The organism is Actinosynnema sp. NPDC004786, from assembly GCF_053601135.1.
Map to the genome: position 1 here is coordinate 1 of NZ_JBSGBG010000027.1, position 22,946 is coordinate 22,946.

The window sequence follows — 22,946 nt, forward strand, 5'->3', positions numbered from 1 at the left end:
TAGGTGAAGTCCTTGAGCGAGACCCAGCCCGACCTCGGGTTCGCCAGCACACCCGACGACGACCAGCGGTAGGTCGACGGCAGCGAACACCCGCCGGGCGTCGTGGTCGTAGTGGTGGTCGATGTCGTCGTGCTCGTCGTTGTCGACGATGTCGTCGTGGTCGTGGTCGTGCTACCGGTGCACGTCACGCCGTTCAAAGCGAAGGTCGTCGGAACCGGGTTGCTGCCCGTCCACGACCCGTTGAAACCGAACGACGCCGAGCCGCCGGTGGGGATCGAGCCGTTGTAGTCCACGTTCTTCGCGGTCACCGCCGAACCGCTCTGCGTCACCGACGCGCTCCACGGCTGCGTCACCGTCTGGCCCGCGCCGAACGACCACGTCAACGTCCACCCGTTCAGCGGGTCGCCCAGGTTCGTGATCGACACGTTGGCGCTGAACCCGCCTTGCCACTGCGACGCCACGGCGTAGTTCACCGAACACCCCGCAGCCGCGGCGCCCGCCGGCATCGCCACGAGCACCGCGCTCGAAGCCAGCACCACGGCGCTCACCGCCGCGGCGCCGACATGAGCCGCTCTGAACCTTGTCATGAAGCTGCGTCGTTGCACGGACATGACGTCTCCTTCGTGGACGTTGCGCAGGTCGATCGGGATCGGCCCGTCGGGCTCGGGATGCCGGGGGCACGGGTGATCGCCCGAGTGCGCGGCTCCGGGTGGACGCCGGTTCGCCGTTCGTGCCCGAGGTTGATCGACCGTGAAGCACCGTGCCACCCGCCGAGTCCGAGGAAGATCAGGTACAGCGTCCGGGACGTCGGCTTCAAGATCGTGCGCTCGGCGTCCCCAGCGCACGGTCGCCGCAGCTCGGCGTTCCCGGCCGACCCTGGCGGCCCGGCCCGAATGTTTCGGGCGAAGCCCTTTACCTTTCGGTCAATGTAGCCACCCGAGCGCACAGCGTCAACGAGCTAGTGGCCTCTGGATGTGAGCGCTAACGGCAAGAGCGGTTCGTGGGGCATCCATCGAATGATGTCGAATTCGCAGTACAGGCGCGGTCTTTCACGGCTGATTGGGCTCTACCCGTGGCCTGGGGTGCCTGCCACCGCCGCTGCGTGTTAGCGCAAACAACCGTGCTGGAACAGCGTTGCCGCCGGCGGCGACACGGCCGGGCGCGGGAAACGGTGGGTGTGGAGCAGGTGAGGTGACTGGTGGACCTCACGTGCCGTGCTCACGGCTGATGGGTGCCGACACACGCGCCACGGGATTCGCGCCGGACCCCTCCGGTCGCTGCCGCCCGGCGACGGGCGCGAGCGGTCGTCGTAAGACTCTTCGTGTGGCTCGCCACCGCAGGGCTCGCTACCGTCGACGGCAGGGGATTGCCCAGCGGAGGGATACGCGATGTCCGCACATGCTTCCCGACTCGGGCACGCGGCAGGACCGCGTGGTCACGATCAAGCGGTTCGAGGTGGGCGTGAATGACGTGCACCGTCGCGCACTCGCGGGTGCAGCGCTCCAAGATGGACGGAGCCGCCGACCACCACCGGCCGGTCGGTCCCCCCGGGACGTCGCCGTCGTGACATCGGGCGGAGGAAGGGCGGCATCGTGGACGTGAGCGAGCACAAGTCGTGGGCGCGGTTGAGCACCGGCCGGCGGTGGGCCGTCGTGGTGGCGGGTGTGGTCGAGGTCGCGCTCGCGGGTGCCGCGTGGACGGACCTGGCCCGCCGCCCCGCCGCGGAGGTCAACGGCGGCAAGAAGTGGTGGGCGTTGGCGATCGCGGTGAACTTCGTCGGCCCGCTGGCCTACTTCCGCTGGGGCCGCAAGCGGCGCTGAGCCGGTCAGGTCGCCGGCCGGTCGCGCACCACGTGGCGGATCATCGGCCCGCTGCTCGCCTCGATGACGGCGCCGATCGGGGCGTCGGCCCGGACGCGCATCGTGACGCTGCCGTGGTAGGTGCCGGGGGACAGGGGTCCGTCGTAGACGACGCTGACGGTCGGCCCGCCCTGCGCTTCGGGGGAGTAGTAGCCGTCCGGTCGGACGACGACGAAATCGAGCAACGGCGACAGGCGCACGTCGCGCAGGCAGCCCAGCACGTCGCCGTCGACGACTCGGATGTCGACCTGGTAGATGATCACCTGTCCGCGTGACACGGAGGTGCCGTCGGGTGGCAGCGCGCTGAACCGCCCGCCTTCGCACGTCCCGGTGTTGTCCTGCGCCGTCGCCGTCGGGGGAGCGAGCAGGCCCGCCCCGAGCGCCAGGGCGACCGCGGCCACCGCCCGTCGGACCCCGTGCCTCGATGTGCGCATCGCTCCTCCGGTTCCTCGTCGGTTGACTGGGTTCTCCGCTGACGATGACGCGGTGGCCGAGGAGGCGCGAGTTGACGTTCACCCGCGGTGCCGGGCACGAAGGGCGGACGCCGTGCCGGGCGGAGGTGGTGGAGGGCCGCGCCGCACGACAAGCCGCGCCGCACGGCAAGCCGCGCCGCACGACAAGCCGCGGTTCCCGATGCCGGGGGTCGGTGGCGGGCGGCACGCGGCCGGCGTCGGGATGAGGTCGGGGGCGAGTCGGAACCGTGGTGCGGCGACGGCGCGGTGAGCACGTCGGCCACCCGGGCTACCGCCGCCCCGAGACCTCGACCACGCTCCTGTTCGTTCACCCGATCGAACCACTGCGCGCCCCACTGCGCGGCCCGGCGAGGCGGGCGCGCACGGGCGAAGGTCCCGATCGACCGGGGAACCCCTGGGCCTGCCGTCGGCGGACGGCTGTCTCGTCCCTCACACCCCTGGAATTCCGCCCGAAAGGGCAACGTGGCAGCTCGGCGCGTCGGCGACCGCGAGCGGAACCGGAAGATCGCTCGCGTTCACAGGATCGTCGCGGGCGCGGGGGGTGTGCGGCAGTGGATCCCTCTGGATACTGAAAGGGATGGAATCACTGTGGGTTACCTGTGGTTCGGCCGAGCGTGACCGGTTTCGAGGAGTGTGCCGTGAGTGAGGGGCGGCGCTGTGGGGACGTTCACGAGGGGGCCGGGATGGCGCATTCGGCGGGTCGGCCGTGGTCTCGGCGGAGTAGGGACGCTCCGCTGTTCGAGGCGTTCCTGCCTTTGGGGCACCGGACGTCGGTAGCCGTGAGGCACGGCGACGCGGCTTCCGGGGCGGTGTGCGCGGCCGAGCGGGCGCTGCGCCTGCTGGTGGCCGGGCGGGACTGGGGCGGCGCGGTGCGGTGCGCCGAAGAGGCGCTGGAGGACGAGGCTTGTCGGAGCCGTGAGGTGTGCGTCGCACGGGCGCTGTCGACGTTGATCTACGGCGGTGAGCTGGTCGCCGCCGACGCCCACAGCCTGCTCAACGCCGACCGGCCCGAGGTCTCCGGGGTGGTGGCGTTGCTCCAGGCGCGTATCGCGCGGTTGTTCGGCGACGTGGAGCGCGCGCACGCGTTGCTGGAGCCGTTGATGTCGGCCGACACGCCGTTGGAGACCCGGATGGTCGCGGTCGGGTGGGCGGTGGAGCTGCTGGCCGAGTGCGGCGACGTGGACGGCGCCCGGGCGCTGGCCCGGGAGCGCCGGATGGACGAGGCGCTGGACTCCGGGGTCGGGTGCCGTCCGGTGCTGCTCGCCACCCGCGGGGCGGTGGCCATGGCGGAGGGGCGGCCGGGGCCGGCCGTGACCGAGTACCTGACGTGCGGCCAGGACCTGATCGCGCGTGGCGTGGCCAACCCGGCGGTGGTGCCGTGGCGCAGCGAGGCGGCGCTGGCGGCGTTCGCGGCGGGGCGCGACGACCTCGCCGTGGCGTTGGCCCGCCAGGAGTACGAGGCCGCGGTGCTGTGGGGCGAGTCGCGCACGGTCGGGCGCGCGTTGTGCGCCCTGGCCGTCGTGGACGCCGACGGCCACGAGCTGGAGCGGCTCCGCGAGGCCGTGCAGCTGCTGGAGCTGGCGCAGGCGTGGCCCGAGCTGGGGCGGGCGCAGCACGAGCTGGGCGTGCGGCTGGCCGCGCGCGGTGACGTGGTGGCGGCCCGGCAGCGGCTGCAGTGCGCGTCCTCGCTGGCCCGGCGGACCGGCAACCCGCACCGGGCGCAGTCGGCCGAGCGGGCGCTCTCCGCCGTCGCCGCGCCGCCGCGGCGGCCCGCGCTGACCCGTCAGCAGGCGCGCATCGCCCAACTCGTGGTCGCGGGCTACTCCAACCGGGAGATCGCCACGAAACTGTTTCTGGCGCTGCGCACGGTCGAGTTCCACCTTTCCAACACCTACGAAAAACTGGGCGTCACCGGGCGTGACGAGCTGCGTGCCGCACTGGAACAGCTGGGGTGAAGGCGGTGCCCCGGCCGTCGCGCGGCCATTCGGCGACGCGCCCCGGTGACTTGGATCACAAGGCGTCGGCGGCGAGTTTGCGGGTGGACCGTAGTATCCGGGGGCGGCCCTTGTCGGTCCGGAAGACACCGTGCCAGCATCAATCCCGTAGGAATGAGTCGGGTCCCCGGACGACACTTCCGACCAGAAGTCCGGATCGGGACCGCGGCACTGATCGCGAATGCGACGAAGGGTTTGGTGTGCCATGCCCGGAGAACCCGATCTGGTCACCCAGCTGAAAGCGCTTACCGAGCGCGTCCACGAGTTGGAGCAGGTGCGCGCGCTGCACGAATTGCGCAACCGGCTGCCCCGGCTGGTGAACGAGGACGCGTGGGACCGCGTCGGCGAGCTGTTCACCGAGGACGCCCACCTCGACTACGGCGAGGTGGGGCGGGCCGACGGCCGCGCGGCCATCGCGGCGTACTTCGCCGGGCTGCCCGCGCGGATCGAGGCGGACAACCCGGTGGCGTCCGGGGTGCTGGTCAAGCAGTTCGTGCACGGGCACGACGTGGAGGTCGACGGGGACCGGGCGACCGGCGTGTGCTTCTTCGAGGAGAAGGTCGTCTTCGACAAGGAGACGTACCTGGTCGCGGGCCGGTTCGCCGACGAGTACGCGCTGGTGGACGGCCGCTGGCTGTTCGACCGGATCACGCTCACGCCGTTCTGGGTGATCCCGTACGACCGCGGCCACGGCCGCTAGCCGCCACCGCCGGCCGCCACCGCACCAGGGGAGGGTCCATGCTCCAGCAGAACACCACCAAGCGGATCGGCTACTGGCTGCTCCTGCTGCACCAGGCGTTCGACGCCGCCACCACGACCGCCCTGCGGGACGTGGGCCTCAACCGCAGGCAGTGGCAGGTGCTGCACGCCATCCACATCGGCGTGCGCACGGTGCCCGAGATCGACGAGGCGTTCGCGCCGTTCCTCGTCGCGGACCGCGAGCGGTCCTACCGCCCGGTCGTGGAGGATTTCGCCGCCCGCGGCTGGGCCCGGTTGGACGGCGACGCGATCACGTCCACCGACGCCGGCGCCGCGGCGCACGCGAGGGCCGAGGTGCTGGTCAACGCGCACGCCGAGAAGCAGTTGCGCGGTATCACGCAGGACGAGTTCCTCGCGGCCAACGACGTGCTGCGGCGGATCGCGGAGAACATGCGGGAGAACGGTTCCGCCTGAGCGTCCGCGCTCATTTCCCCCGAATTCTTTTCGGGGGCGGTCGAACCTGCCCGGGCACGGTCGTGGTTCGAAACGGGATGGGGGTCCAACCGTGCGAAAAGTGCTCATCGCCAATCGCGGCGAGATCGCGGTGCGCGTCGCCCGCGCGTGCCGCGACGAAGGACTGAAAAGCGTCGCGGTCTACGCCGAACCCGACCGGGACGCACCGCACGTGCGCCTGGCCGACGAAGCCTTCGCGCTGGGCGGCGACACACCGGCGACGAGCTACCTCGACATCGACAAGGTGCTCGCCGCCGCACGGGAGTCGGGCGCGGACGCCGTGCACCCCGGCTACGGCTTCCTGTCCGAGAACGCGGCGTTCGCCCAGGCCGTCCTGGACGCCGGCCTGACCTGGATCGGGCCGTCGCCGGAGGCGATCCGGGCGCTCGGCGACAAGGTGCGGGCCCGGCGCATCGCCCGCGAGGTGGGCGCGCCGCTGGTCGCGGGCACCCCCGCGCCGATCACCGGCGCGGACGAGGCGGTCGCGTTCGCCGACGAGCACGGGCTGCCGATCGCGATCAAGGCGGCGTTCGGCGGCGGCGGACGCGGCCTGAAGGTGGCCCGGACCCGCGCGGAGATCCCCGAGCTGTACGAGTCGGCGGTGCGCGAGGCCACCGCCGCGTTCGGCCGGGGCGAGTGCTTCGTGGAGCGCTACCTGGACCGGCCGCGGCACGTGGAGACGCAGTGCCTGGCCGACCGGCACGGCACCGTCGTGGTGGTCTCCACCCGGGACTGCTCCCTGCAGCGCCGCCACCAGAAGCTGGTCGAGGAGGCGCCCGCGCCGTTCCTCACCGCCGCGCAGGTCGCCGAGCTGTACCGGGCGTCCAAGGCGATCCTGGCGCACGTCGGGTACGTCGGCGCGGGCACGTGCGAGTTCCTGGTCGCCCGGGACGGCACGATCTCGTTCCTGGAGGTCAACACCCGGTTGCAGGTCGAGCACCCGGTGACCGAGGAGGTCACGGGCGTCGACCTGGTGCGGGAGATGTTCCGGATCGCCCGCGGCGAGCGGCTGGACGACGTGGACCCGGCGCCGCGCGGGCACTCCCTGGAGTTCCGGCTCAACAGCGAGGACCCCGGTCGGGGCTTCCTGCCCGCGCCGGGCACGGTGACGCGGTTCGCGCCGCCGTCCGGGCCGGGCGTGCGGCTGGACTCCGGCGTGGTGAGCGGCACGGTCGTCCGGCCCGCCTGGGACTCGTTGCTGGCCAAGCTGGTCGTCACCGGGGCGACGCGCGAGCAGGCGTTGCGCCGGGCGGCCCGCGCGCTGGCCGAGTTCGAGGTCGACGGCGTGCCGACCACGCTGCCGTTCCACCGGGCCGTGGTGGCGGACCCCGCGTTCGCGGGCGAGCCGTTCGCCGTGCACACCCGGTGGATCGAGACCGAGTTCGACAACCGCGTGCCGCCCTACGACGGCGAGCCGCACGGCGAGCCCTCCACCGCGCCGCGCGAGACGGTGGTGGTCGAGGTCGGCGGTCGCCGCCTGGAGGTGTCGCTGCCGTCGCTCGCGCCCGCGTCGCGCGGACCCGTCGCCACGGCGGTCCGCAAGCCGCGCGCGGCGCCGCGCAAGGCCGCCGCGACCGGCGACGAACTGGTCTCGCCCATGCAGGGCACGGCGGTGAAGGTCGCCGTCGAGGAGGGCCAGCGGGTCGGCGCGGGCGACCTGGTCCTGGTCGTCGAGGCGATGAAGATGGAGCAGCCGGTCCTGGCGCACCGCGCCGGGGTCGTGCGCGGCCTCACCGCGAAACCGGGCGACGCGATCGCCGCCGGCGCCGTCGTCTGCCGGCTCTCCGAATGAAACCTTCCACCACCCCCGGGGAGGGGCCTGTGTACGCATCGGTCGTTGTCGTGGGCGCGGGGCCGGCGGGTCTCATGCTGGCCGGCGAGCTGCGGCTGGCGGGCGTCGACGTGATCGTCCTCGAACGGCTGCCCGAGCGCACCGGCGAGTCGCGGGGCATCGGGTTCACCATCCGCACCATGGAGGTGTTCGACCAGCGCGGCCTGCTGCCGCGGTTCGGCGGCATCCAGACCGGCACGTTCGGGCACTTCGGCGGCATCCCGCTGGACCTCGGCGTGCTCGGCGCGGCGCGGGAGTCGGCGAAGACGGTGCCGCAGTCGCGCACCGAGGCCGTGCTGGAGGGCTGGGTGCGCCAGCTGGGCGCGGACGTCCGGCGCGGCACCGAGTTCGTCGGGTTCGAGGAGGACGCGGACGGCGTCACCGTGCACGTCCGCGGCACCTCCGAGACGGTGCGCGCCCGCTACCTCGTCGGCTGCGACGGGGGCCGCAGCACGGTCCGCAAGCTGGCCGGGTTCGACTTCCCCGGCACGGACGCGACGACCGAGCTGCTCATGGCCGACGTGCGCGGCATCGAGATCGAGCCGCGGATGATCGGCGAGCAGGTGCCCGGCGGGATGGTGATGACCGCGCGCCTGCCCGACGGCACCACCAGGGTCATCGTGGGCGAGCGGGGCACACCGCCGCGCCGCCGCTCCGGTCCGCCGGCGTTCGCCGAGGTCGCCGAGGTCTGGAAGCGGCTGACCGACACCGACATCTCGCACGCCGAGCCGGTGTGGGTGAGCGCGTTCGGCGACGCCGCCCGCCAGGTCGTCGAGTACCGGCGCGGCCGGGTGCTGCTCGCGGGCGACGCCGCCCACGTGCACCTGCCCGCGGGCGGCCAGGGCATGAACACCGGCATCCAGGACGCGCTGAACCTCGGCTGGAAGCTCGCCGCCGTGGTCAAGGGCACCGCCCCGCTGTCCCTCGTGGACACCTACCACGCCGAACGGCACGAGGTCGGCCGCCAACTGCTGGTCAACACCCGCGCGCAGAGCATGCTGATCCTCGGCGGCGCGGAGGTGTCCCCGCTGCGCGACGTGCTCACCGAACTGCTCCGCTACCCCGAGGTGGAACGCCACCTCGCCGCCCGGGTGAGCGGCCTGGACATCCGCTACGACGTCGGCGGCGGTGCGAACCCGCTGCTCGGCCTGCGGCTGCCCCACCTGGACCTGACCCGCGGCAACCGCCGGACCAGCAGCACCGAGCTGCTGCGCCGGGGCCGCGGCGTCCTGCTCGACCTGGCGGACAACGCCGTCCTGCGCCGACGGGCGGCCCCCTGGGCCGACCGGATCGACGTCGTCACCGCGAGCGCGGCCGACGACCTCCCCGGCGGGACCACGGCGGTCCTCGTCCGGCCCGACGGCCACGTGGCCTGGGCCGCGCCGGGCAGTCACCACGACCTGCCGATGGCCCTGGACCGCTGGTTCGGGCCGACCGGCTGACGCACCGGAGGAGCGATGCACAGCAGTTTGATCGTGGCACGGATGGACCCCGGATCCGCGGGCGACGTGGCCGCGCTGTTCCGGGAGTTCGACCAGAGCGACATGCCCGCCCGCATGGGCACGCGGCGGCGGCAGCTCTTCCACTACCGCGGCCTGTACTTCCACCTGCAGGACTTCGACGACGACAACGGCGGCGAGCGCATCGAGGAAGCCAAGGGCGACCCGCGCTTCGTCCGGATCAGCGACGACCTCAAGCCGTTCATCGAGGCCTACGACCCGAAGACGTGGCGCTCGCCCGCGGACGCGATGGCGAGCCGGTTCTACCACTGGAGCGCACCGTGACCAACCGTCGAGTGGTGATCACGGGGGTCGGCGTGACCGCCCCCGGCACCCCGGGCGTGAAGAGCTTCTGGGACCTGCTCACCGCGGGCCGCACCGCCACCCGCCGGATCTCGTTCTTCGACCCGTCGCCGTTCCGCTCGCAGGTGGCGGCCGAGGTCGACTTCGACGCCGAGCTGCACGGCCTGAGCCCCCAGGAGATCCGGCGGATGGACCGCGCCGCCCAGTTCGCCGTCGTCACGGCGCGCCAGGCGGTCGAGGACAGCGGGCTGGAGTTCTCGTCGGTCGACCCCGACCGCGTGGGCGTGACCATCGGCAGCGCGGTCGGCGCCACGATGGGCCTGGACCAGGAGTACCGGACGGTCAGCGACGGCGGCCGGCTGGAGCTGGTCGACCACCGGTACGCCGTGCCGCACCTGTACAACTACCTCGCGCCCAGCTCGTTCGCGACGGAGGTCGCCTGGGCGGTCGGCGCGGAGGGACCGAGCACGGTCGTCTCCACCGGCTGCACCTCGGGCCTGGACGCGATCGGCTACGCCACCGACGTGATCCGCGAGGGCTCGGCGGACGTGATGGTCGCGGGCGCCACCGACGCGCCCATCTCCCCGATCACCGTTGCCTGCTTCGACGCCATCAAGGCCACCACGCCGCGCAACGACGACCCCGAGCACGCGTCGCGGCCGTTCGACGCGAGCCGCAACGGGTTCGTGCTCGGCGAGGGCGCGGCGGTGTTCGTGCTGGAGGAGCTGGAGAGCGCCCGCGCCCGCGGCGCGGCGGTGTACGCGGAGGTCGCCGGGTACGCGACCCGCTCCAACGCGTTCCACATGACCGGCCTCAAGCCCGACGGCCGGGAGATGGCCGAGGCGATCCGGGTCGCGCTGGCGCAGGCGCGGCTCAACCCGGAGGACATCGACTACGTCAACGCCCACGGCTCCGGCACCCGGCAGAACGACCGGCACGAGACGGCGGCGTTCAAGCGCAGCCTCGGCGAGCACGCCTACCGCGTGCCGGTCAGCTCGATCAAGTCCATGGTCGGGCACTCGCTGGGCGCGATCGGCTCGATCGAGGTCGCCGCGTCCGTGCTGGCCATGCGGCACGACGTGGTCCCGCCGACGGCGAACCTGCACCACCCGGACCCGGAGTGCGACCTGGACTACGTGCCGCTGGTGGCCCGGGACTGGCGGACCGACGCGGTGCTGTCGGTCGGCAGCGGGTTCGGCGGATTCCAGAGCGCCGTGGTGCTGGCCGACCCGGGGTTGGTGCGGCGGTGAGCGTCGTGGTGACGGGCCTGGGCGTGGCCGCGCCGACCGGGCTCGGCGTGGACGCCTACTGGGCCAACACCCTGGCGGGCGTGGGCGCGCTGGACCGGATCTCCCGGTTCGACGCGTCGGGCTACCCGGCCCGGCTCGCCGGCGAGATCCGCGACTTCGTCGCCGAGGACCACCTGCCGGGCAGGCTGCTGCCGCAGACCGACCGGATGACCAGGCTCGCGCTGGTGGCCGCCGACTGGGCGTTCGCCGACGCCGAGCTGACGCCGTCCGACCTGCCCGACTACGACATCGGCGTGATCACCGCCAGCCACTCCGGCGGCTTCGAGTTCGGCCAGAACGAGCTGCGGGCGCTGTGGAGCAAGGGCGGCCAGTACGTCAGCGCCTACCAGTCGTTCGCCTGGTTCTACGCGGTCAACAGCGGCCAGATCTCCATCCGCAACGGGCTGCGCGGCCCGAGCAGCGTGGTGGTGAGCGACCAGGCGGGCGGCCTGGACGCGGTGGCGCAGGCCCGGCGGCAGATCCGCAACGGCACGTCGGTGGTGCTGGCGGGCGCGGTGGACGCGTCGATCTGCCCGTGGGGCTGGGTCGCCCAGCTCACCAGCGGCCGGCTCAGCGAGCGCGACGACCCGCGGCGCGCCTACCTGCCGTTCGACGAGGACGCCGCCGGCCACGTGCCGGGCGAGGGCGGCGCGCTGCTGGTGCTGGAGGACGGCGCCCACGCCCGTGCCCGGGGCGCGCGCGTCTACGGCGAGATCGCGGGCCACGCGTCCACGATGGACCCGGCGCCGGGCACCGACCGCGCGCCGACGTTGCAGAAGGCGATCCAACGCGCGCTGACCGACGCGGGCGCGGTGGCCGACGAGATCGGCGTGGTGTTCGCCGACGCCGCCGCCGTGCCGGAGCTGGACCGGGCCGAGGCGGAGGCGATCACCAAGGTCTTCGGCCCGCGCGGGGTGCCGGTGACGGCGCCGAAGACCGGGACCGGGCGGCTGTACTCCGGCGCCGCGCCGCTGGACCTGGCCGCCGCCCTGCTGTCGCTGCGCGAGGGCGTGATCCCGCCGACGGTGCACACCCGCCCGGCCGAGCGCTACGAGCTGGACCTGGTGACGGGCGCGCCGCGCCGCGCGGACCTGCGGGCCGCGCTGGTGGTCGCGCGCGGCCACGGCGGGTTCAACTCCGCGATGGTGCTGCGCGCACCGGACCCGTCCTGAGACCTGCCGAGAGGATCCACCATGTCCGTGACGTTCAGCATCGACGACCTGAAACGCATCCTCCGCGAGGGCGCCGGCGCCGACGAGACCGTCGACCTCGACGGCGACATCGCCGAGCGCGACTTCGAGGAGCTGGGCTACGAGTCGCTGGCGCTGCTGGAGACCGGCAGCCGCATCGAACGCGAGTACGGCATCTCCCTGGACGAGGACGCGCTGGCCGACGCCCGCACGCCCGCCGCCCTGGTCGACCTCGTCAACTCCCACCTCGCCGCCCGAGCGGTCTGACCCGGAAGGAACGACCATGACCGACAGCGGAAAGGTCGCGCTGGTCACCGGCGCGACGAGCGGTATCGGCCTGGCCACCGCGCGGTTGCTCGCCGAGCAGGGGCACCGGGTCTTCCTGTGCGCCCGCGGCGAGGAAGCGCTGCTGCGCACCATCAAGGACCTCCAGGACGACGGCCTGGACGTCGACGGCACGACCGCCGACGTGCGCGACAAGGACGACATCGCCCGCGTCGTGCGGGCCGCCGTGGACCGCTACGGCCCGATCGACGTGCTGGTGAACAACGCGGGCCGCAGCGGCGGCGGCGTGACCGCCGACATCGCCGACGAGCTGTGGGAAGACGTCATCGAGACCAACCTCAACAGCGTCTTCCGGGTGACCCGCGAGGTGCTCAACGCGGGCGGCATGCGGGCCAAGGACCGCGGCCGGATCATCAACATCGCCTCCACCGCGGGCAAGCAGGGCGTGGTGCTCGGCGCGCCGTACTCGGCGTCCAAGCACGGCGTCGTCGGGTTCACCAAGGCCCTGGGCAACGAGCTGGCGCCGACCGGCATCACGGTCAACGCCGTCTGCCCCGGGTACGTGGAAACACCGATGGCCCAACGGGTCCGGCAGGGCTACGCGGCGGCGTACCAGACCTCCGAGGAGGCGATCATGGAGAAGTTCACCGCCAAGATCCCCCTCGGCCGGTACTCCACGCCGGAGGAGGTGGCGGGCCTGGTCGGCTACCTGGCCTCGGACACCGCCGCGTCGATCACCTCGCAGGCGCTCAACGTCTGCGGCGGGCTGGGCAACTTCTGAGCAGCACCGACCGGGGAGGACACCCATGACCGGATTTCCCGTCCGCGAGGTCGAGCACGAGATCACCGTGCACGCGCCGGCCGAGGACGTCTACCGCATGCTCGCCGAGGTGGAGAACTGGCCCAGGCTGTTCCCGCCCTCGGTGTACGTCGACCACCTGGAGCGCGACGGCAACAGCGAGCGCATCCGGATCTGGGCCACGGCCAACGGCGAGCCCAAGAACTGGACCTCGCGCCGCGAGCTGGACCCGGACAACCTGCGCATCACGTTCGCCCAGGAGGTGTCGTCGCCGCCGGTCGCGGAGATGAGCGGCACCTGGGTGGTCGAGCCGCAGGGCGACCGGACCCGGCTGCGCCTGCTGCACAGCTACCGCGCGATCGACGACGACCCCGAGGGCCTGGCGTGGATCGACGAGGCCGTGGACCGCAACAGCAACGCCGAGCTGCCGTCGCTGAAGGCCAACGTCGAGCTGGCCACCCGCACCGCGGAGCTGACCCTGTCCTTCGTGGACTCCGTCACGATCGACGGCGCGGCCAAGGACGCCTACGACTTCGTCTACGACGCGGGCCGGTGGACCGAGCGCCTGCCGCACGTGGCGTCGGTGGTGCTGACCGAGGACACGCCCGGCCTCCAGGTGCTGCGGATGGAGACCCTCACCAAGGACGGCTCGTCGCACACCACCGAGTCGGTCAGGGTCTGCTTCCCGCACCACAAGATCGCCTACAAGCAGACGACCCTGCCCGCGCTGATGACCCTGCACACCGGGTACTGGACGTTCGAGGAGGACGGCGACGGGGTCACCACGGCGTCGTCCCAGCACACGGTGGTCATCAACCCGGACAACATCGCCAAGGTGCTCGGCCCGGACGCGGGCGTGGCCGAGGCGCGGGCGTTCGTCCGCGACGCGCTGGGCAACAACAGCCGGGCGACCCTGGGCCACGCCAAGACCTACGCGGAAGCGCGGCGCTGACGCGATGGACACCGACGTCGTCGTGGTCGGGGCGGGCCCGGTCGGGCTGCTGCTCGCGGGCGACCTGTGCGCGGGTGGCGCGCGGGTCACCGTGCTGGAGCGCCTGACCGAGCCCACCACCGAGTCGCGCGCCTCGACCCTGCACGCCCGCACCATGGACGTGCTGGCCGAGCGCGGCGTGCTGGAGGCGCTCGGCGACCTGCCGCCGGGCGGCCCCGGCCACTTCGGCGGCATCCGGCTCGACCTCGCCGCGGCCGACCCCGGCCACCGCTTCGCGGGGCAGTGGAAGTGCCCGCAGGCCGTGCTGGAGAAGGTGCTCGGCGACCGGGCGACCCGGTTGGGCGCGCGGGTGCTGCGCGGCCGGGAGCTGACCGACCTGCGGCAGCGCGGGGACCACGTCGTCGCGGTGGCCGGCGCGGACCGGATCACCGCCGCCTACCTGGTCGGCTGCGACGGCGAGGAGAGCACCGTGCGGGTGCTCGCCGGGTTCGACTTCCCCGGCCAGGACGCCACGCTGGAGATGCTGCGGGCCGACGTCGAGGGCCTCGACATCCCCGACCGGCGGTTCGAGCGGCACCCGAACGGTCTGGCCACGGCCCACCGCTGGCCCGACGGCAGCACCCGCGTGATGGTGCACGTGTTCGGCACGACGCCGTCGCCGCGCTCGGGCCCACCGACGTTCGCCGAGGTCGTCGAGGCGTGGGCGGAGGTCACCGGCGAGGACATCGGCGGCGGCCGGCCGACGTGGCTCAACGCGTTCGGCAACACCCGCCGCCAGGCCGCGACCTACCGCCGCGGCCGGGTGCTGCTCGCGGGCGACGCCGCGCACCGGCAGATGCCGGTCGGCGGCCAGGCGCTCAACCTCGGGCTGCAGGACGCCGCCGAACTCGGGCAGCGGCTGCTCGCCCGGCTCGCGGGCGGCGACGACGGCCCGCTGGAGCGGTACGACGCCGTGCGGCGCGCCGCGGGCGAGCGGACTTTGACCAACATCCAGGCGCAGGCACTGCTGCTGCTCGGCGGACCCGAGGTGGAGCCGCTGCGCGAGGTCTTCGGCGAGCTGATGCGGTCCGACGTCGTGCAGGCCCACCTCGCCGGGATGGTCAGCGGCCTCGGCACGCCGCCCGCGCCACGGGACAGACCCCAGGAGAGGACCACGATGGGCAAGCTCGACGGCAAGACCGCGCTGGTCACCGGCGCCAGCCGGGGCATCGGACGGGCCACCGCGCAGCGGCTGGCCGAGGAGGGCGCGCTGGTCGCCGTCCACTACGCCACCAACGACGAGGCGGCGGCCGAGACCGTCGCGCTGATCGAGAAGGACGGCGGCCGGGCGTTCGCCGTGCGCGCCGAACTGGGCGTGCCCGGCGACGTGCACGAGCTGTTCCTCGGCTTGGAGCAGGGCCTGCGCGAGCGCACCGGCGACACGGTGCTGGACATCCTGGTGAACAACGCGGCGGCGCAGACCGCGGCCGGCCTCGCGCCGGAGGACGTGACGCCGGAGGACTTCGACCGGCTGATGGCGGTCAACGCCAAGGCGCCGTTCTTCATCGTGCAGCGCGCCTCGCCGCTGCTGGCCGACCACGGCCGGATCGTCAACATCTCGTCCGGCGTCACGCGGGTCGCCAACCCCGAGCAGTTGGCGTACTCGATGAGCAAGGGCGCGATCGAGCAGCTGACGCTGCACATGGCGCGCCACCTCGCGCCGCGCGGCATCACGGTGAACACCGTCGCGCCGGGCATCACCGACAACGGCAGCCCGGTGTTCGACCTGCCGGAGGTCGTCGAGGCGATGTCCCAGCTGTCGGCGTTCAAGCAGGTCGCGAAGGCGCAGGACGTGGCGAACGTGGTGGCGTTCCTGGCCACCGAGGACGCGCGCTGGATCACCGGCGCGTTCATCGACGCCAGCGGCGGGACCCTGCTGGGCTGAGACGGGGGGAAGCATGACGACAGTCCGGGAACCGGGCACGCACGTCGACCGGATCGGCGAACTGGCCGCGGTGAAGGAGCTGACCAGGGTCGGCCCCGACCCGCGCGCCACCGAGCGGCAGCACGCGAAGGGCAAGCTCACCGCGTACGAGCGGATCGAGCTGCTGCTGGACAAGGGCAGCTTCAGCGAGCTGGAGCCGTTGCGGAGGCACCGCGCCACCGGGTTCGGCCTGGAGGCCAAGCGCCCGCACGGTGACGGCGTGGTGGCCGGGTGGGGCACGGTGGAGGGACGCCGGGTGTTCGTGTACGCGCACGACTTCCGCGCGTTCGGCGGGGCGCTCGGCGAGGCGCACGCCCAGAAGATCCACAAGGTGATGGACCTGGCCATCGCGGCGGGCGCGCCGCTGGTGTCGCTCAACGACGGCGCGGGCGCGCGCATCCAGGAAGGCGTGTCGGCGCTCGCGGGCTACGGCGGGATCTTCCAGCGCAACGTGCGCGCGTCCGGGGTGATCCCGCAGATCAGCGTGATGCTGGGGCCGTGCGCCGGCGGCGCCGCGTACTCGCCCGCGTTGACCGACTTCGTGTTCATGGTGCGCGACATCTCGCAGATGTTCATCACCGGGCCGGACGTGGTCCGCGCGGTGACCGGCGAGGAGATCTCGCTGGAAGGGCTCGGCGGCGCGGAGGTGCACGGCGGCGCGTCCGGGGTGGCGCACTTCGTCTACGACGACGAGGAGAGCTGCCTGGCCGACGTGCGGCTGCTGCTGTCCATGCTGCCCGCCAACAACCGCGAGCTGCCGCCCGTGGTGCGCGGCGACGACCCGGTGGACCGGCCCGGGGACGGGCTGCTCGACCGGGTGCCGGTGGACGGCACGCGGTCCTACGACGTGCGCGACGTGATCGAGGAGATCGTGGACGACGGGCACCACTTCGAGGTGCACGCGGTGTGGGCGCAGAACCTGGTGTGCACGTTCGGCCGGCTGGACGGGCAGCTCGTCGGGATCGTGGCGAGCCAGCCGTCGGTGCTGGCGGGGGTGCTGGACATCCGGGCGAGCGAGAAGGGCGCGCGGTTCGTCCAGTTCTGCGACTCGTTCAACATCCCGTTGCTGACCCTGGTCGACGTGCCGGGCTTCCTGCCCGGGGTGGACCAGGAGCACGACGGCATCATCCGGCGGGGCGCGAAGCTGCTGTACGCCTACTGCAACGCCACCGTGCCGCGGGTGTCGGTGGTGCTGCGGAAGGCCTACGGCGGCGCGTACATCGTGATGGACTCGCGGTCGATCGGCGCGGACGTCGCGTACGCCTGGCCCACCAACGAGATCGCCGTGATGGGCGCGGAGGCGGCGGCGGACGTCGTGTTCCGGCGGGAGATCACCGCGTCCCCCGATCCCGCGCGGACCAGGCGGGAGAAGATCGCCGAGTACCGGGAGCACCTGGTCCACCCGTTCCACGCGGCCGAGCGCGGCCTGGTGGACGACGTGATCGACCCGCGCCGCACCCGCGAGGTGCTGGTCCGGACGTTCGCGATGCTGGAGACCAAGGACGCCGACCTGCCGCGCCGCAAGCACGGCAACCCGCCGCAATGACGGCCGCGAACCGGCCGGCGGTGGCCGGCGGCGCCGAGGACCGGCGGGCGGCGGTGACGGACGGCGGCCTGCGGGGCGCGACCGCGGGCGGCGGGGAGCTGTCGGGGGTCGCGGGCGGTGCCGGGGACCGGAGGTTCGCGGTGACCGGCGAGGTGGACCCACCGCCCGGACCGCTGTTGCGCGTCGAGAAGGGCGAACCCGACGCGGTGGAGCTGGCGGCGTTGACCGCCGTCCTCCAGCGGCGCGTCACGGCGGTCGCGGCGGCGGAAGAGGCGCCCCGGCGGTCGGCGCGGTGGCGCAGGCCCGAGCGCGTCGCGGGCTTCGCGGGCGCGCGCACCTGGCGTAACTGACCAAGGAGACTGGATATGGACGTCGGCTTCCTCTTCGACCTGCGCAACCCGGCGCAGTGGGAACGACCGTGGGCGGATCACTACGCGCGCAGCCTGGAGCTGTGCGAGGAGGCCGACCGGCTCGGCGCCGACGGCCTGTGGTTCACCGAGCACCACCTGTTCCCCGACGGCTACCTGCCCCAGCCGTTGACCTTCGCCGCCGCGGCGGCGGCACGCACCCGCAACGCCCGCATCGGCACCGCCGTCACCCTGCCGGCGCTGCGCCGGCCCGCGCACCTGGCCGAAGAGGCGGCCGTGGTGGACCTCGTCAGCGGCGGGCGGCTGGAGCTGGGCCTGGGCGCGGGCTACCGCGTGCCCGAGTACGAGCTGGTCGGCGCGGACCACTCGCGCCGGTTCACCGAGACCGAACGGGTCATCCGCGAAGTCCAGCGGCTGTGGCGGGAAGGCGGGATCACGCCGCTGCCGGTGCAGGACCCGGTTCCCCTGTGGGGCGGGTTCTACGGCCCGCGCGGCGCCCGGATCGCCGGGCGGCTGGGGATCGGGCTGCTGCACATCTCGCCCGAGATGTTCCGGCACTACGTCGACGGGCTGGTCGAGGGCGGGCACGACCCGGCGTCCGCCCGCGTGTCCGACCTGCTGCCGGTGATGCTCGCCGACGACCCGGACGCGGCCTGGCCGCGCGTGGCGCCGCACCTGGCGCACCAGATGAACACCTACCGGCAGCTGTCCGTCGAGGGCACGGACGCGCCACCGCCGCCGTTGCTGGAGCCGGGCGAGTTCCGCGACCGCCGCGAGGAGGGGCCGTGGGGCGCGCTGGAGATCATGACCCCCGAGGAGGCCGCCGCGCGCATCCTCGAACGCACCCAAGGGCTCCCGGTCCGGCACGTCATCTTCTGGGCCAGCATCGCCGCGATGCCGGACGACCTGGTGACCCGGCACCTGGAGCTGGTCAGCCGCGAGCTGGCGCCCCTGCTGGACAAGGCGCCCGCCCGTGCGTGACGGCGTCGACCGGGACCGCAAGGCGTGGGCGCTGCTGTTCGTCCTGTCGGGCAACATGCTGCTCGACGCCCTGGAGGTCGCCGCGGTGCTGCCGGCGCTGACCCCGCTCAGCGCCGGGTTCGGCATCACGGCCCTGGACGCGCAGTGGGTGATGAGCGGCTTCGCGCTCGGGTTCGCGCTGCTGCTCGTGCCGGGACCGCACCTGGCCGCCCGCGTCGGCCGCAGGCGGCTCTACCTGGGCGCGATGCTGCTGTTCGCGGCCGCGTCCGTGGTCGCGGGCCTGACCGACTCGCTCGGCGTGCTCGTCGCGACCCGCGTGGTCAAGGGCTTCTGCGCCGCGCTCACCGCGCCCGCCGGGCTGGCGATCATCCTCTCGGTGTTCGAAGGCGCGGCACGGCGGCGCGCGGTCTCGGTGTACTCGCTGTTCGGCGCGGCGGGCTTCACCTCCGGCCTGCTGTTGTCCGGCGTGCTGAGCGCGGTCGACTGGCACTGGACGTTCCTGTTCCCCGCGCCGGTGGCGCTCGCGCTGTTCGTCGCCGGCCTGAAGGTCGTCCCGCGCTCGCCGGCCGAACCGCCGCAGCCCCTGGACGCCGCCGTCCTGCGGGACGGCTCGCTGCTGCGCGCCGGTCTCGGCGCGTCCGTGCTGAACGGCACGTACATCGGGCTGATGCTGCTGGTCACCACGCGGCTCGCGCACCTGCCGCCGTGGCAGCTCGCGCTCGCCCTGCTGCCCGCGAGCCTGCCGCTCGTCCTGGCCGCCCCGCACGGCCCCCGGCTGGTGCGCCGGTTCGGCACGGCCAGGCTGATCGCGGCGGGCGCGCTGTGCTGCCTCGCCGGCAACGCCCTCTACCTCGCCCGACCGGCCGCCGAGCCGTACCCGACCGCGGTCCTGCCGGTGCTGCTGCTGGTCGAGGCCGGGTTCGTGCTGTCGTTCGTCGCGCTGCACCTCCAGGCCACCGCGACCGTCCCGGCCGAGCGCCGCGGCGCGGCCGTGCCGGTCTACCAGACGTTCGTGCAGCTCGGCTCGGTGGTGTCGCTGCCGCTGGTCGCGCTGCTGCTCACCACCGGCGGGCCCCGCGCGGCGATGGTGCTGGTCACCTCGGCCGCGGCGGTCGGCGCCGCCGTCGCCCTCGCCGGACTCCGCACGGCCACCACACGAAAGGTCCCGTCATGACCGGAGAACCGCTCAGCCTCGCCGTCGTCGTGGGCAGCGTCCGCGACGGCCGGTTCGCGCCGACCGCCGCGCGGTGGTTCGCGGAGGTCGCCCGGACCCACCCGGACTTCCGGGTGGACCTGCTCGACCTGCTCGACTACCCGCTGCCGCTGGTGCTGCCCGAGCCGGGCAGGCAGCCCGACCACGGCACGGCGCGGGTGCGCGACGCGCTCGGGCACAGGCTCGCCGCCGCCGACGCCTTCGTCATCGTCACGCCCGAGTACAACCACGCGCCGCCCGCCGCGCTGAAGAACGCGATCGACTGGTACAACGCCGAGTGGAACGCCAAGCCCGTCGGGTTCGTGTCCTACGGCGGCGCGGGCGCGGGCCTGCGCGCGGTCGAGCACCTGCGGCACGTGTTCGCCGAACTGCATGCCACGACCGTCCGCGAGTCCGTGAGCTTCACCAACGTCTGGGACCTCTTCGTGGACGGCGCGCCGCGCGACGCGGCGGGCAGCGAGGCCGCCGCGAAGGTCATGCTCGACCGGCTCGCCTGGTGGGGCTCGGCACTGCGCGCGGCGCGGGCCGCGCGCCCGTACTGAAGGGGGAGCGCGTGACCACCGTGCACGAGCGACCGTTCCGCTTCGCCGTCACCGTCTTCACGCCCGTCGACCGGGCCGAGTGGGTGGCCAAGGCCAAGCTCGCCGAGCAGCTGGGCTACGACGTGCTGCAGGTGTCCGACCACCTCGGGATGCCCGCGCCGCTGCCCACCCTGGTGCTCGCCGCCGAGGCCACCGAGCGCATCCGCCTCGGGACGCTCGTGCTCAACACGACGTTCTACGAGCCCGCGGTGCTGGCCCGCGACATCCGGACCCTCGACCGGTACTCGGGCGGCCGGGTCGAGGTCGGCCTCGGCGCGGGCTACGAGCGCGGCCAGTTCGACGCCGCCGGCATCCCGTGGACGCCCGCCGCCGAACGGGTCGCCCATTTGGAGCGCACCGTCGACCACCTCAAGGAGACGACCACGACGCCCGTCCTGGTCGCCGGCCGGGGCGACCGGGTGCTGCGGCTCGCCGCCGAGCGCGCCGACGTCATCGCGCTCACCGGCACCACCCGCGTCCGCGACGGCGACGGCCTCAAACTGGGCACCGTCGAGGAGTTGACACATCGCGTGGAATTCGTGCACGCGCACCTCGGCGACCGGGTGCACGACGTCGAACTCAACATTCCGGTGCACCGCGTATTGCCGCCGGGCGGTGATCACGCGGTCACCGATGTGTGGCAGAATGACCTGGACCTCACCACCGACCAGTTGGTCGAGTTGCCGTCAATGCTGATCGGCACGCTCGAAGAGTGCGTGGAGCAACTGCACGAGGCGCGCAAGCGATTCGGCATCTCCTACTTCAGCGTCCTCGAACCCGAGATGATGTCGTTCGCCCGGGTCATCGAGGCGATGCGTTGAGTTCGCCCTCATCGCGGCAAATACCGTAGAACGAGAACCAGGGAGCATGGGTTGAAGAGGACATTCGTGATCACGGGCGCCACCGACGGCATCGGCGCGGCCGTGGCGCGGGCGCTGTTTTCCCGCGGGGACCACGTCGTGGCGCTCGGCACGAACCCCGAGAAGGGCGCGGCGCTGGTCGGCGAGGCGGACGGCGCCCCCGGCTCCCTGGAGTTCGTCCGGGCCGACCTCAGCCTCGTGTCGACCAACCGCAGCGTGATCGACCGGATCCTGGACGCCAACCCGGCCATCGACGGCCTGGTGCTGTGCGCGCGCTTCTTCCGCACGTACCGGCGGGAGACGGCGGAGGGCCTGGAGGACAACTTCGCGCTGTTCTACCTGAGCCGGCTGCTGTTCAGCTACGGCCTGCGGCCCGCGCTGGAGAAGACCGAGCGGCCGGTGATCGTGAACGTCGCGGGCCCGGGGCACGACACCCCGGTCGCGTGGGACGACCTGCAGAGCACCCGCCGCTACGACGGCGTCAACGCCATGTTCATGACCGGGCGGCTGGACGACCTGCTCGGCGTCACGTTCGCCGAGCGGCACGGCGACGGGCCGGTGCGCTACGTGCTGTTCCACCCCGGCACCACGTCGACCGGGTTCGTGGGTGAGTTCGACCCGCAGACCGCGCTGTACATCGAGCAGCAGAAGGCGCTGGCCAAGCCCGCCACGGCCGTCGTCCCGCCGATCCTGCGGCTGCTGGACAACCCGCCGGCCGCACCGCTGACCGCGTTCAACCTGTACTCGGAGATGAGCGTGCACAACGGGCTGTTCTCGCCGCGGGACGCGGCCCGGCTGGCGACGCTGACCGAGGAGTTGCTGGCCCGCATCGAGGGCTGACTGGGAAAGCGGCCCCTGGACGAAGACCGGGTTCACTCGTCCAGGGGCCGTCGGCGCACGACCGTCACGAGGAGTGTTCGTGGAGTTGGGGCTGAGCGGCAAACGGGCGCTGGTGACCGGGTCGAGTTCCGGCATCGGCGCGGCGGTGGCCGACCTGCTGGCCGCCGAGGGCGCGGACGTCGTGGTCCACGGCCGCGACCGGGACAAGCTCGCGGTGGTGTCGGAGAAGGTGCGCGGCCACGGCCGCCGGGTGGACGTGGCGGTCGGCGACCTGGCGACCGACGCCGGCGCGGCGGAGGTGGTCCGCGCCGTCCGGGCGGGCGGACCGGTCGACATCCTGGTCAACAACGCGGGCGGCACGGACCTCGTGCCGTGGCGGGACGCGGGCCCGGACCTGTGGGTGACCGCGTACCAGGTCAACGTGGTGTCCGCGGTGCGGATGATCCACGCGTTCGTGCCCGCCATGCGGGAGCGCGGCTGGGGCCGCGTGGTGCAGGTCGGCGGCGGCCTGGCCACCCAGCCGATCGCGTTGCAGCCGCAGTACTCGGCGGCGCTCGCGGCCCGGCACAACCTCGCCGTGTCGCTGGCCCGCGAGCTGAAGGGCACCGGCGTGACGTCGAACGTCGTGTCACCGGGGCCGGTCATGGTCGAGTACGTGCGGGAGTGGTTGGCGCGGGTCGGCCCGGAGCGGGGCTGGGGCACCGAGCTGCCGGAGATCGAGCGGCGCGCGGCGGCGGAATGGGTGGCGAACGACGTCGGGCGGTACGGCACGCCGGAGGAAGTGGCGGCGGCCGTGGCGTACCTGGCGAGCAGGCAGGCGGATTACGTGACCGGCGCGGTGCTGCGCGTCGACGGCGGGTTCGTGGCGGCGGTGTCCTGACCTCGCGGGAGCGCGCGGTGGACGGGGT

The 22,946-nt window shown here is 73.3% G+C and carries 23 protein-coding genes; 21 read left to right on the top strand and 2 right to left on the bottom strand.

Annotation, left to right across the window (positions count from 1 at the left end):
- The coding region (locus ACWEFJ_RS23360) for a non-reducing end alpha-L-arabinofuranosidase family hydrolase (protein WP_449715026.1) at positions 1-539 on the bottom strand (539 nt) is incomplete at its 3' end.
- A 1,059-nt stretch (positions 540-1,598) separates the two neighbouring features.
- Between ACWEFJ_RS23360 and ACWEFJ_RS23365 the strand changes: the two genes are divergently transcribed.
- Positions 1,599-1,820 carry a PLDc N-terminal domain-containing protein gene (locus ACWEFJ_RS23365; RefSeq protein ID WP_378085684.1) on the top strand — a complete coding sequence of 74 codons (222 nt, stop codon included), beginning with the start codon at positions 1,599-1,601 and terminating at the stop codon, positions 1,818-1,820.
- A gap of 5 nt (positions 1,821-1,825) precedes the next feature.
- Here ACWEFJ_RS23365 and ACWEFJ_RS23370 read toward each other — a convergent pair whose 3' ends face one another.
- Positions 1,826-2,293 carry a hypothetical protein gene (locus ACWEFJ_RS23370; RefSeq protein WP_378085682.1) on the bottom strand — a complete coding sequence of 156 codons (468 nt, stop codon included), beginning with the start codon at positions 2,291-2,293 and terminating at the stop codon, positions 1,826-1,828.
- A gap of 818 nt (positions 2,294-3,111) precedes the next feature.
- On the opposite strand from ACWEFJ_RS23370, the gene ACWEFJ_RS23375 reads away from it, so the two are divergent.
- The 20 genes from ACWEFJ_RS23375 (at position 3,112) to ACWEFJ_RS23470 (ending at position 22,918) form a co-directional block, all read left to right on the top strand.
- Positions 3,112-4,287 carry a LuxR C-terminal-related transcriptional regulator gene (locus ACWEFJ_RS23375; protein WP_449715027.1) on the top strand — a complete coding sequence of 392 codons (1,176 nt, stop codon included), beginning with the start codon at positions 3,112-3,114 and terminating at the stop codon, positions 4,285-4,287.
- A 244-nt stretch (positions 4,288-4,531) separates the two neighbouring features.
- Entirely contained in the window at positions 4,532-5,026 is a 495-nt protein-coding gene (locus tag ACWEFJ_RS23380; protein ID WP_378085678.1) for a nuclear transport factor 2 family protein, read from the top strand.
- A 38-nt stretch (positions 5,027-5,064) separates the two neighbouring features.
- Positions 5,065-5,499, top strand: a complete 435-nt coding sequence (locus ACWEFJ_RS23385) for a hypothetical protein (protein ID WP_378085676.1) — start codon at positions 5,065-5,067, stop codon at positions 5,497-5,499.
- Positions 5,500-5,590: 91 nt separating this feature from the next.
- A complete protein-coding gene (locus tag ACWEFJ_RS23390; protein ID WP_449715028.1) occupies positions 5,591-7,330 on the top strand; it encodes an acetyl/propionyl/methylcrotonyl-CoA carboxylase subunit alpha in 1,740 nt (579 codons plus the stop codon).
- Between the two features lie 29 nt (positions 7,331-7,359).
- A complete protein-coding gene (locus ACWEFJ_RS23395; protein WP_378085672.1) occupies positions 7,360-8,811 on the top strand; it encodes an FAD-dependent monooxygenase in 1,452 nt (483 codons plus the stop codon).
- 15 nt (positions 8,812-8,826) lie between these two features.
- Positions 8,827-9,153, top strand: coding sequence for a TcmI family type II polyketide cyclase (locus tag ACWEFJ_RS23400; RefSeq protein ID WP_378085670.1), 327 nt, complete (start codon positions 8,827-8,829; stop codon positions 9,151-9,153).
- Positions 9,150-10,421 (top strand): beta-ketoacyl-[acyl-carrier-protein] synthase family protein, encoded by a 1,272-nt coding sequence (locus ACWEFJ_RS23405; protein ID WP_378085668.1) that lies wholly within the window; start codon positions 9,150-9,152, stop codon positions 10,419-10,421. Before ACWEFJ_RS23400 ends, ACWEFJ_RS23405 begins: the two co-directional genes overlap by 4 nt.
- Positions 10,418-11,632, top strand: a complete 1,215-nt coding sequence (locus ACWEFJ_RS23410; protein WP_378085666.1) for a ketosynthase chain-length factor — start codon at positions 10,418-10,420, stop codon at positions 11,630-11,632. The genes ACWEFJ_RS23405 and ACWEFJ_RS23410 overlap by 4 nt, the downstream gene beginning before the upstream one ends.
- Positions 11,633-11,653: 21 nt before the next feature.
- Positions 11,654-11,917 carry an acyl carrier protein gene (locus tag ACWEFJ_RS23415; protein WP_449715029.1) on the top strand — a complete coding sequence of 88 codons (264 nt, stop codon included), beginning with the start codon at positions 11,654-11,656 and terminating at the stop codon, positions 11,915-11,917.
- Between the two features lie 16 nt (positions 11,918-11,933).
- Positions 11,934-12,716: a 3-oxoacyl-ACP reductase FabG gene (fabG, locus tag ACWEFJ_RS23420; RefSeq protein ID WP_378085662.1), complete on the top strand. Its 783-nt coding sequence runs from the start codon at positions 11,934-11,936 to the stop codon at positions 12,714-12,716.
- 25 nt (positions 12,717-12,741) lie between these two features.
- The gene (locus ACWEFJ_RS23425; RefSeq protein WP_449715030.1) at positions 12,742-13,686 is read left to right on the top strand and encodes an aromatase/cyclase; all 945 of its coding nucleotides are present in this window, start codon (positions 12,742-12,744) and stop codon (positions 13,684-13,686) included.
- Positions 13,687-13,690: 4 nt separating this feature from the next.
- On the top strand, positions 13,691-15,610 hold the full coding sequence (locus ACWEFJ_RS23430; protein WP_449715031.1) for an SDR family oxidoreductase: 1,920 nt from the start codon (positions 13,691-13,693) through the stop codon (positions 15,608-15,610).
- 13 nt (positions 15,611-15,623) lie between these two features.
- The gene (locus ACWEFJ_RS23435) at positions 15,624-17,195 is read left to right on the top strand and encodes an acyl-CoA carboxylase subunit beta (RefSeq protein WP_378085656.1); all 1,572 of its coding nucleotides are present in this window, start codon (positions 15,624-15,626) and stop codon (positions 17,193-17,195) included.
- The gene (locus ACWEFJ_RS23440; protein ID WP_449715032.1) at positions 17,192-17,545 is read left to right on the top strand and encodes an acyl-CoA carboxylase subunit epsilon; all 354 of its coding nucleotides are present in this window, start codon (positions 17,192-17,194) and stop codon (positions 17,543-17,545) included. Before ACWEFJ_RS23435 ends, ACWEFJ_RS23440 begins: the two co-directional genes overlap by 4 nt.
- A gap of 15 nt (positions 17,546-17,560) precedes the next feature.
- Positions 17,561-18,544, top strand: a complete 984-nt coding sequence (locus ACWEFJ_RS23445) for an LLM class flavin-dependent oxidoreductase (RefSeq protein ID WP_378085652.1) — start codon at positions 17,561-17,563, stop codon at positions 18,542-18,544.
- Positions 18,537-19,718 carry an MFS transporter gene (locus ACWEFJ_RS23450; protein WP_449715033.1) on the top strand — a complete coding sequence of 394 codons (1,182 nt, stop codon included), beginning with the start codon at positions 18,537-18,539 and terminating at the stop codon, positions 19,716-19,718. The genes ACWEFJ_RS23445 and ACWEFJ_RS23450 overlap by 8 nt, the downstream gene beginning before the upstream one ends.
- Entirely contained in the window at positions 19,715-20,299 is a 585-nt protein-coding gene (locus tag ACWEFJ_RS23455; RefSeq protein WP_378085648.1) for an NADPH-dependent FMN reductase, read from the top strand. Before ACWEFJ_RS23450 ends, ACWEFJ_RS23455 begins: the two co-directional genes overlap by 4 nt.
- 11 nt (positions 20,300-20,310) lie before the next feature.
- Positions 20,311-21,159 carry a TIGR03621 family F420-dependent LLM class oxidoreductase gene (locus tag ACWEFJ_RS23460; RefSeq protein ID WP_378085646.1) on the top strand — a complete coding sequence of 283 codons (849 nt, stop codon included), beginning with the start codon at positions 20,311-20,313 and terminating at the stop codon, positions 21,157-21,159.
- A gap of 51 nt (positions 21,160-21,210) precedes the next feature.
- On the top strand, positions 21,211-22,038 hold the full coding sequence (locus ACWEFJ_RS23465; RefSeq protein WP_378085644.1) for an SDR family NAD(P)-dependent oxidoreductase: 828 nt from the start codon (positions 21,211-21,213) through the stop codon (positions 22,036-22,038).
- A gap of 79 nt (positions 22,039-22,117) precedes the next feature.
- Positions 22,118-22,918, top strand: a complete 801-nt coding sequence (locus tag ACWEFJ_RS23470; protein WP_449715034.1) for an SDR family NAD(P)-dependent oxidoreductase — start codon at positions 22,118-22,120, stop codon at positions 22,916-22,918.
- Positions 22,919-22,946: the final 28 nt, after the last annotated feature.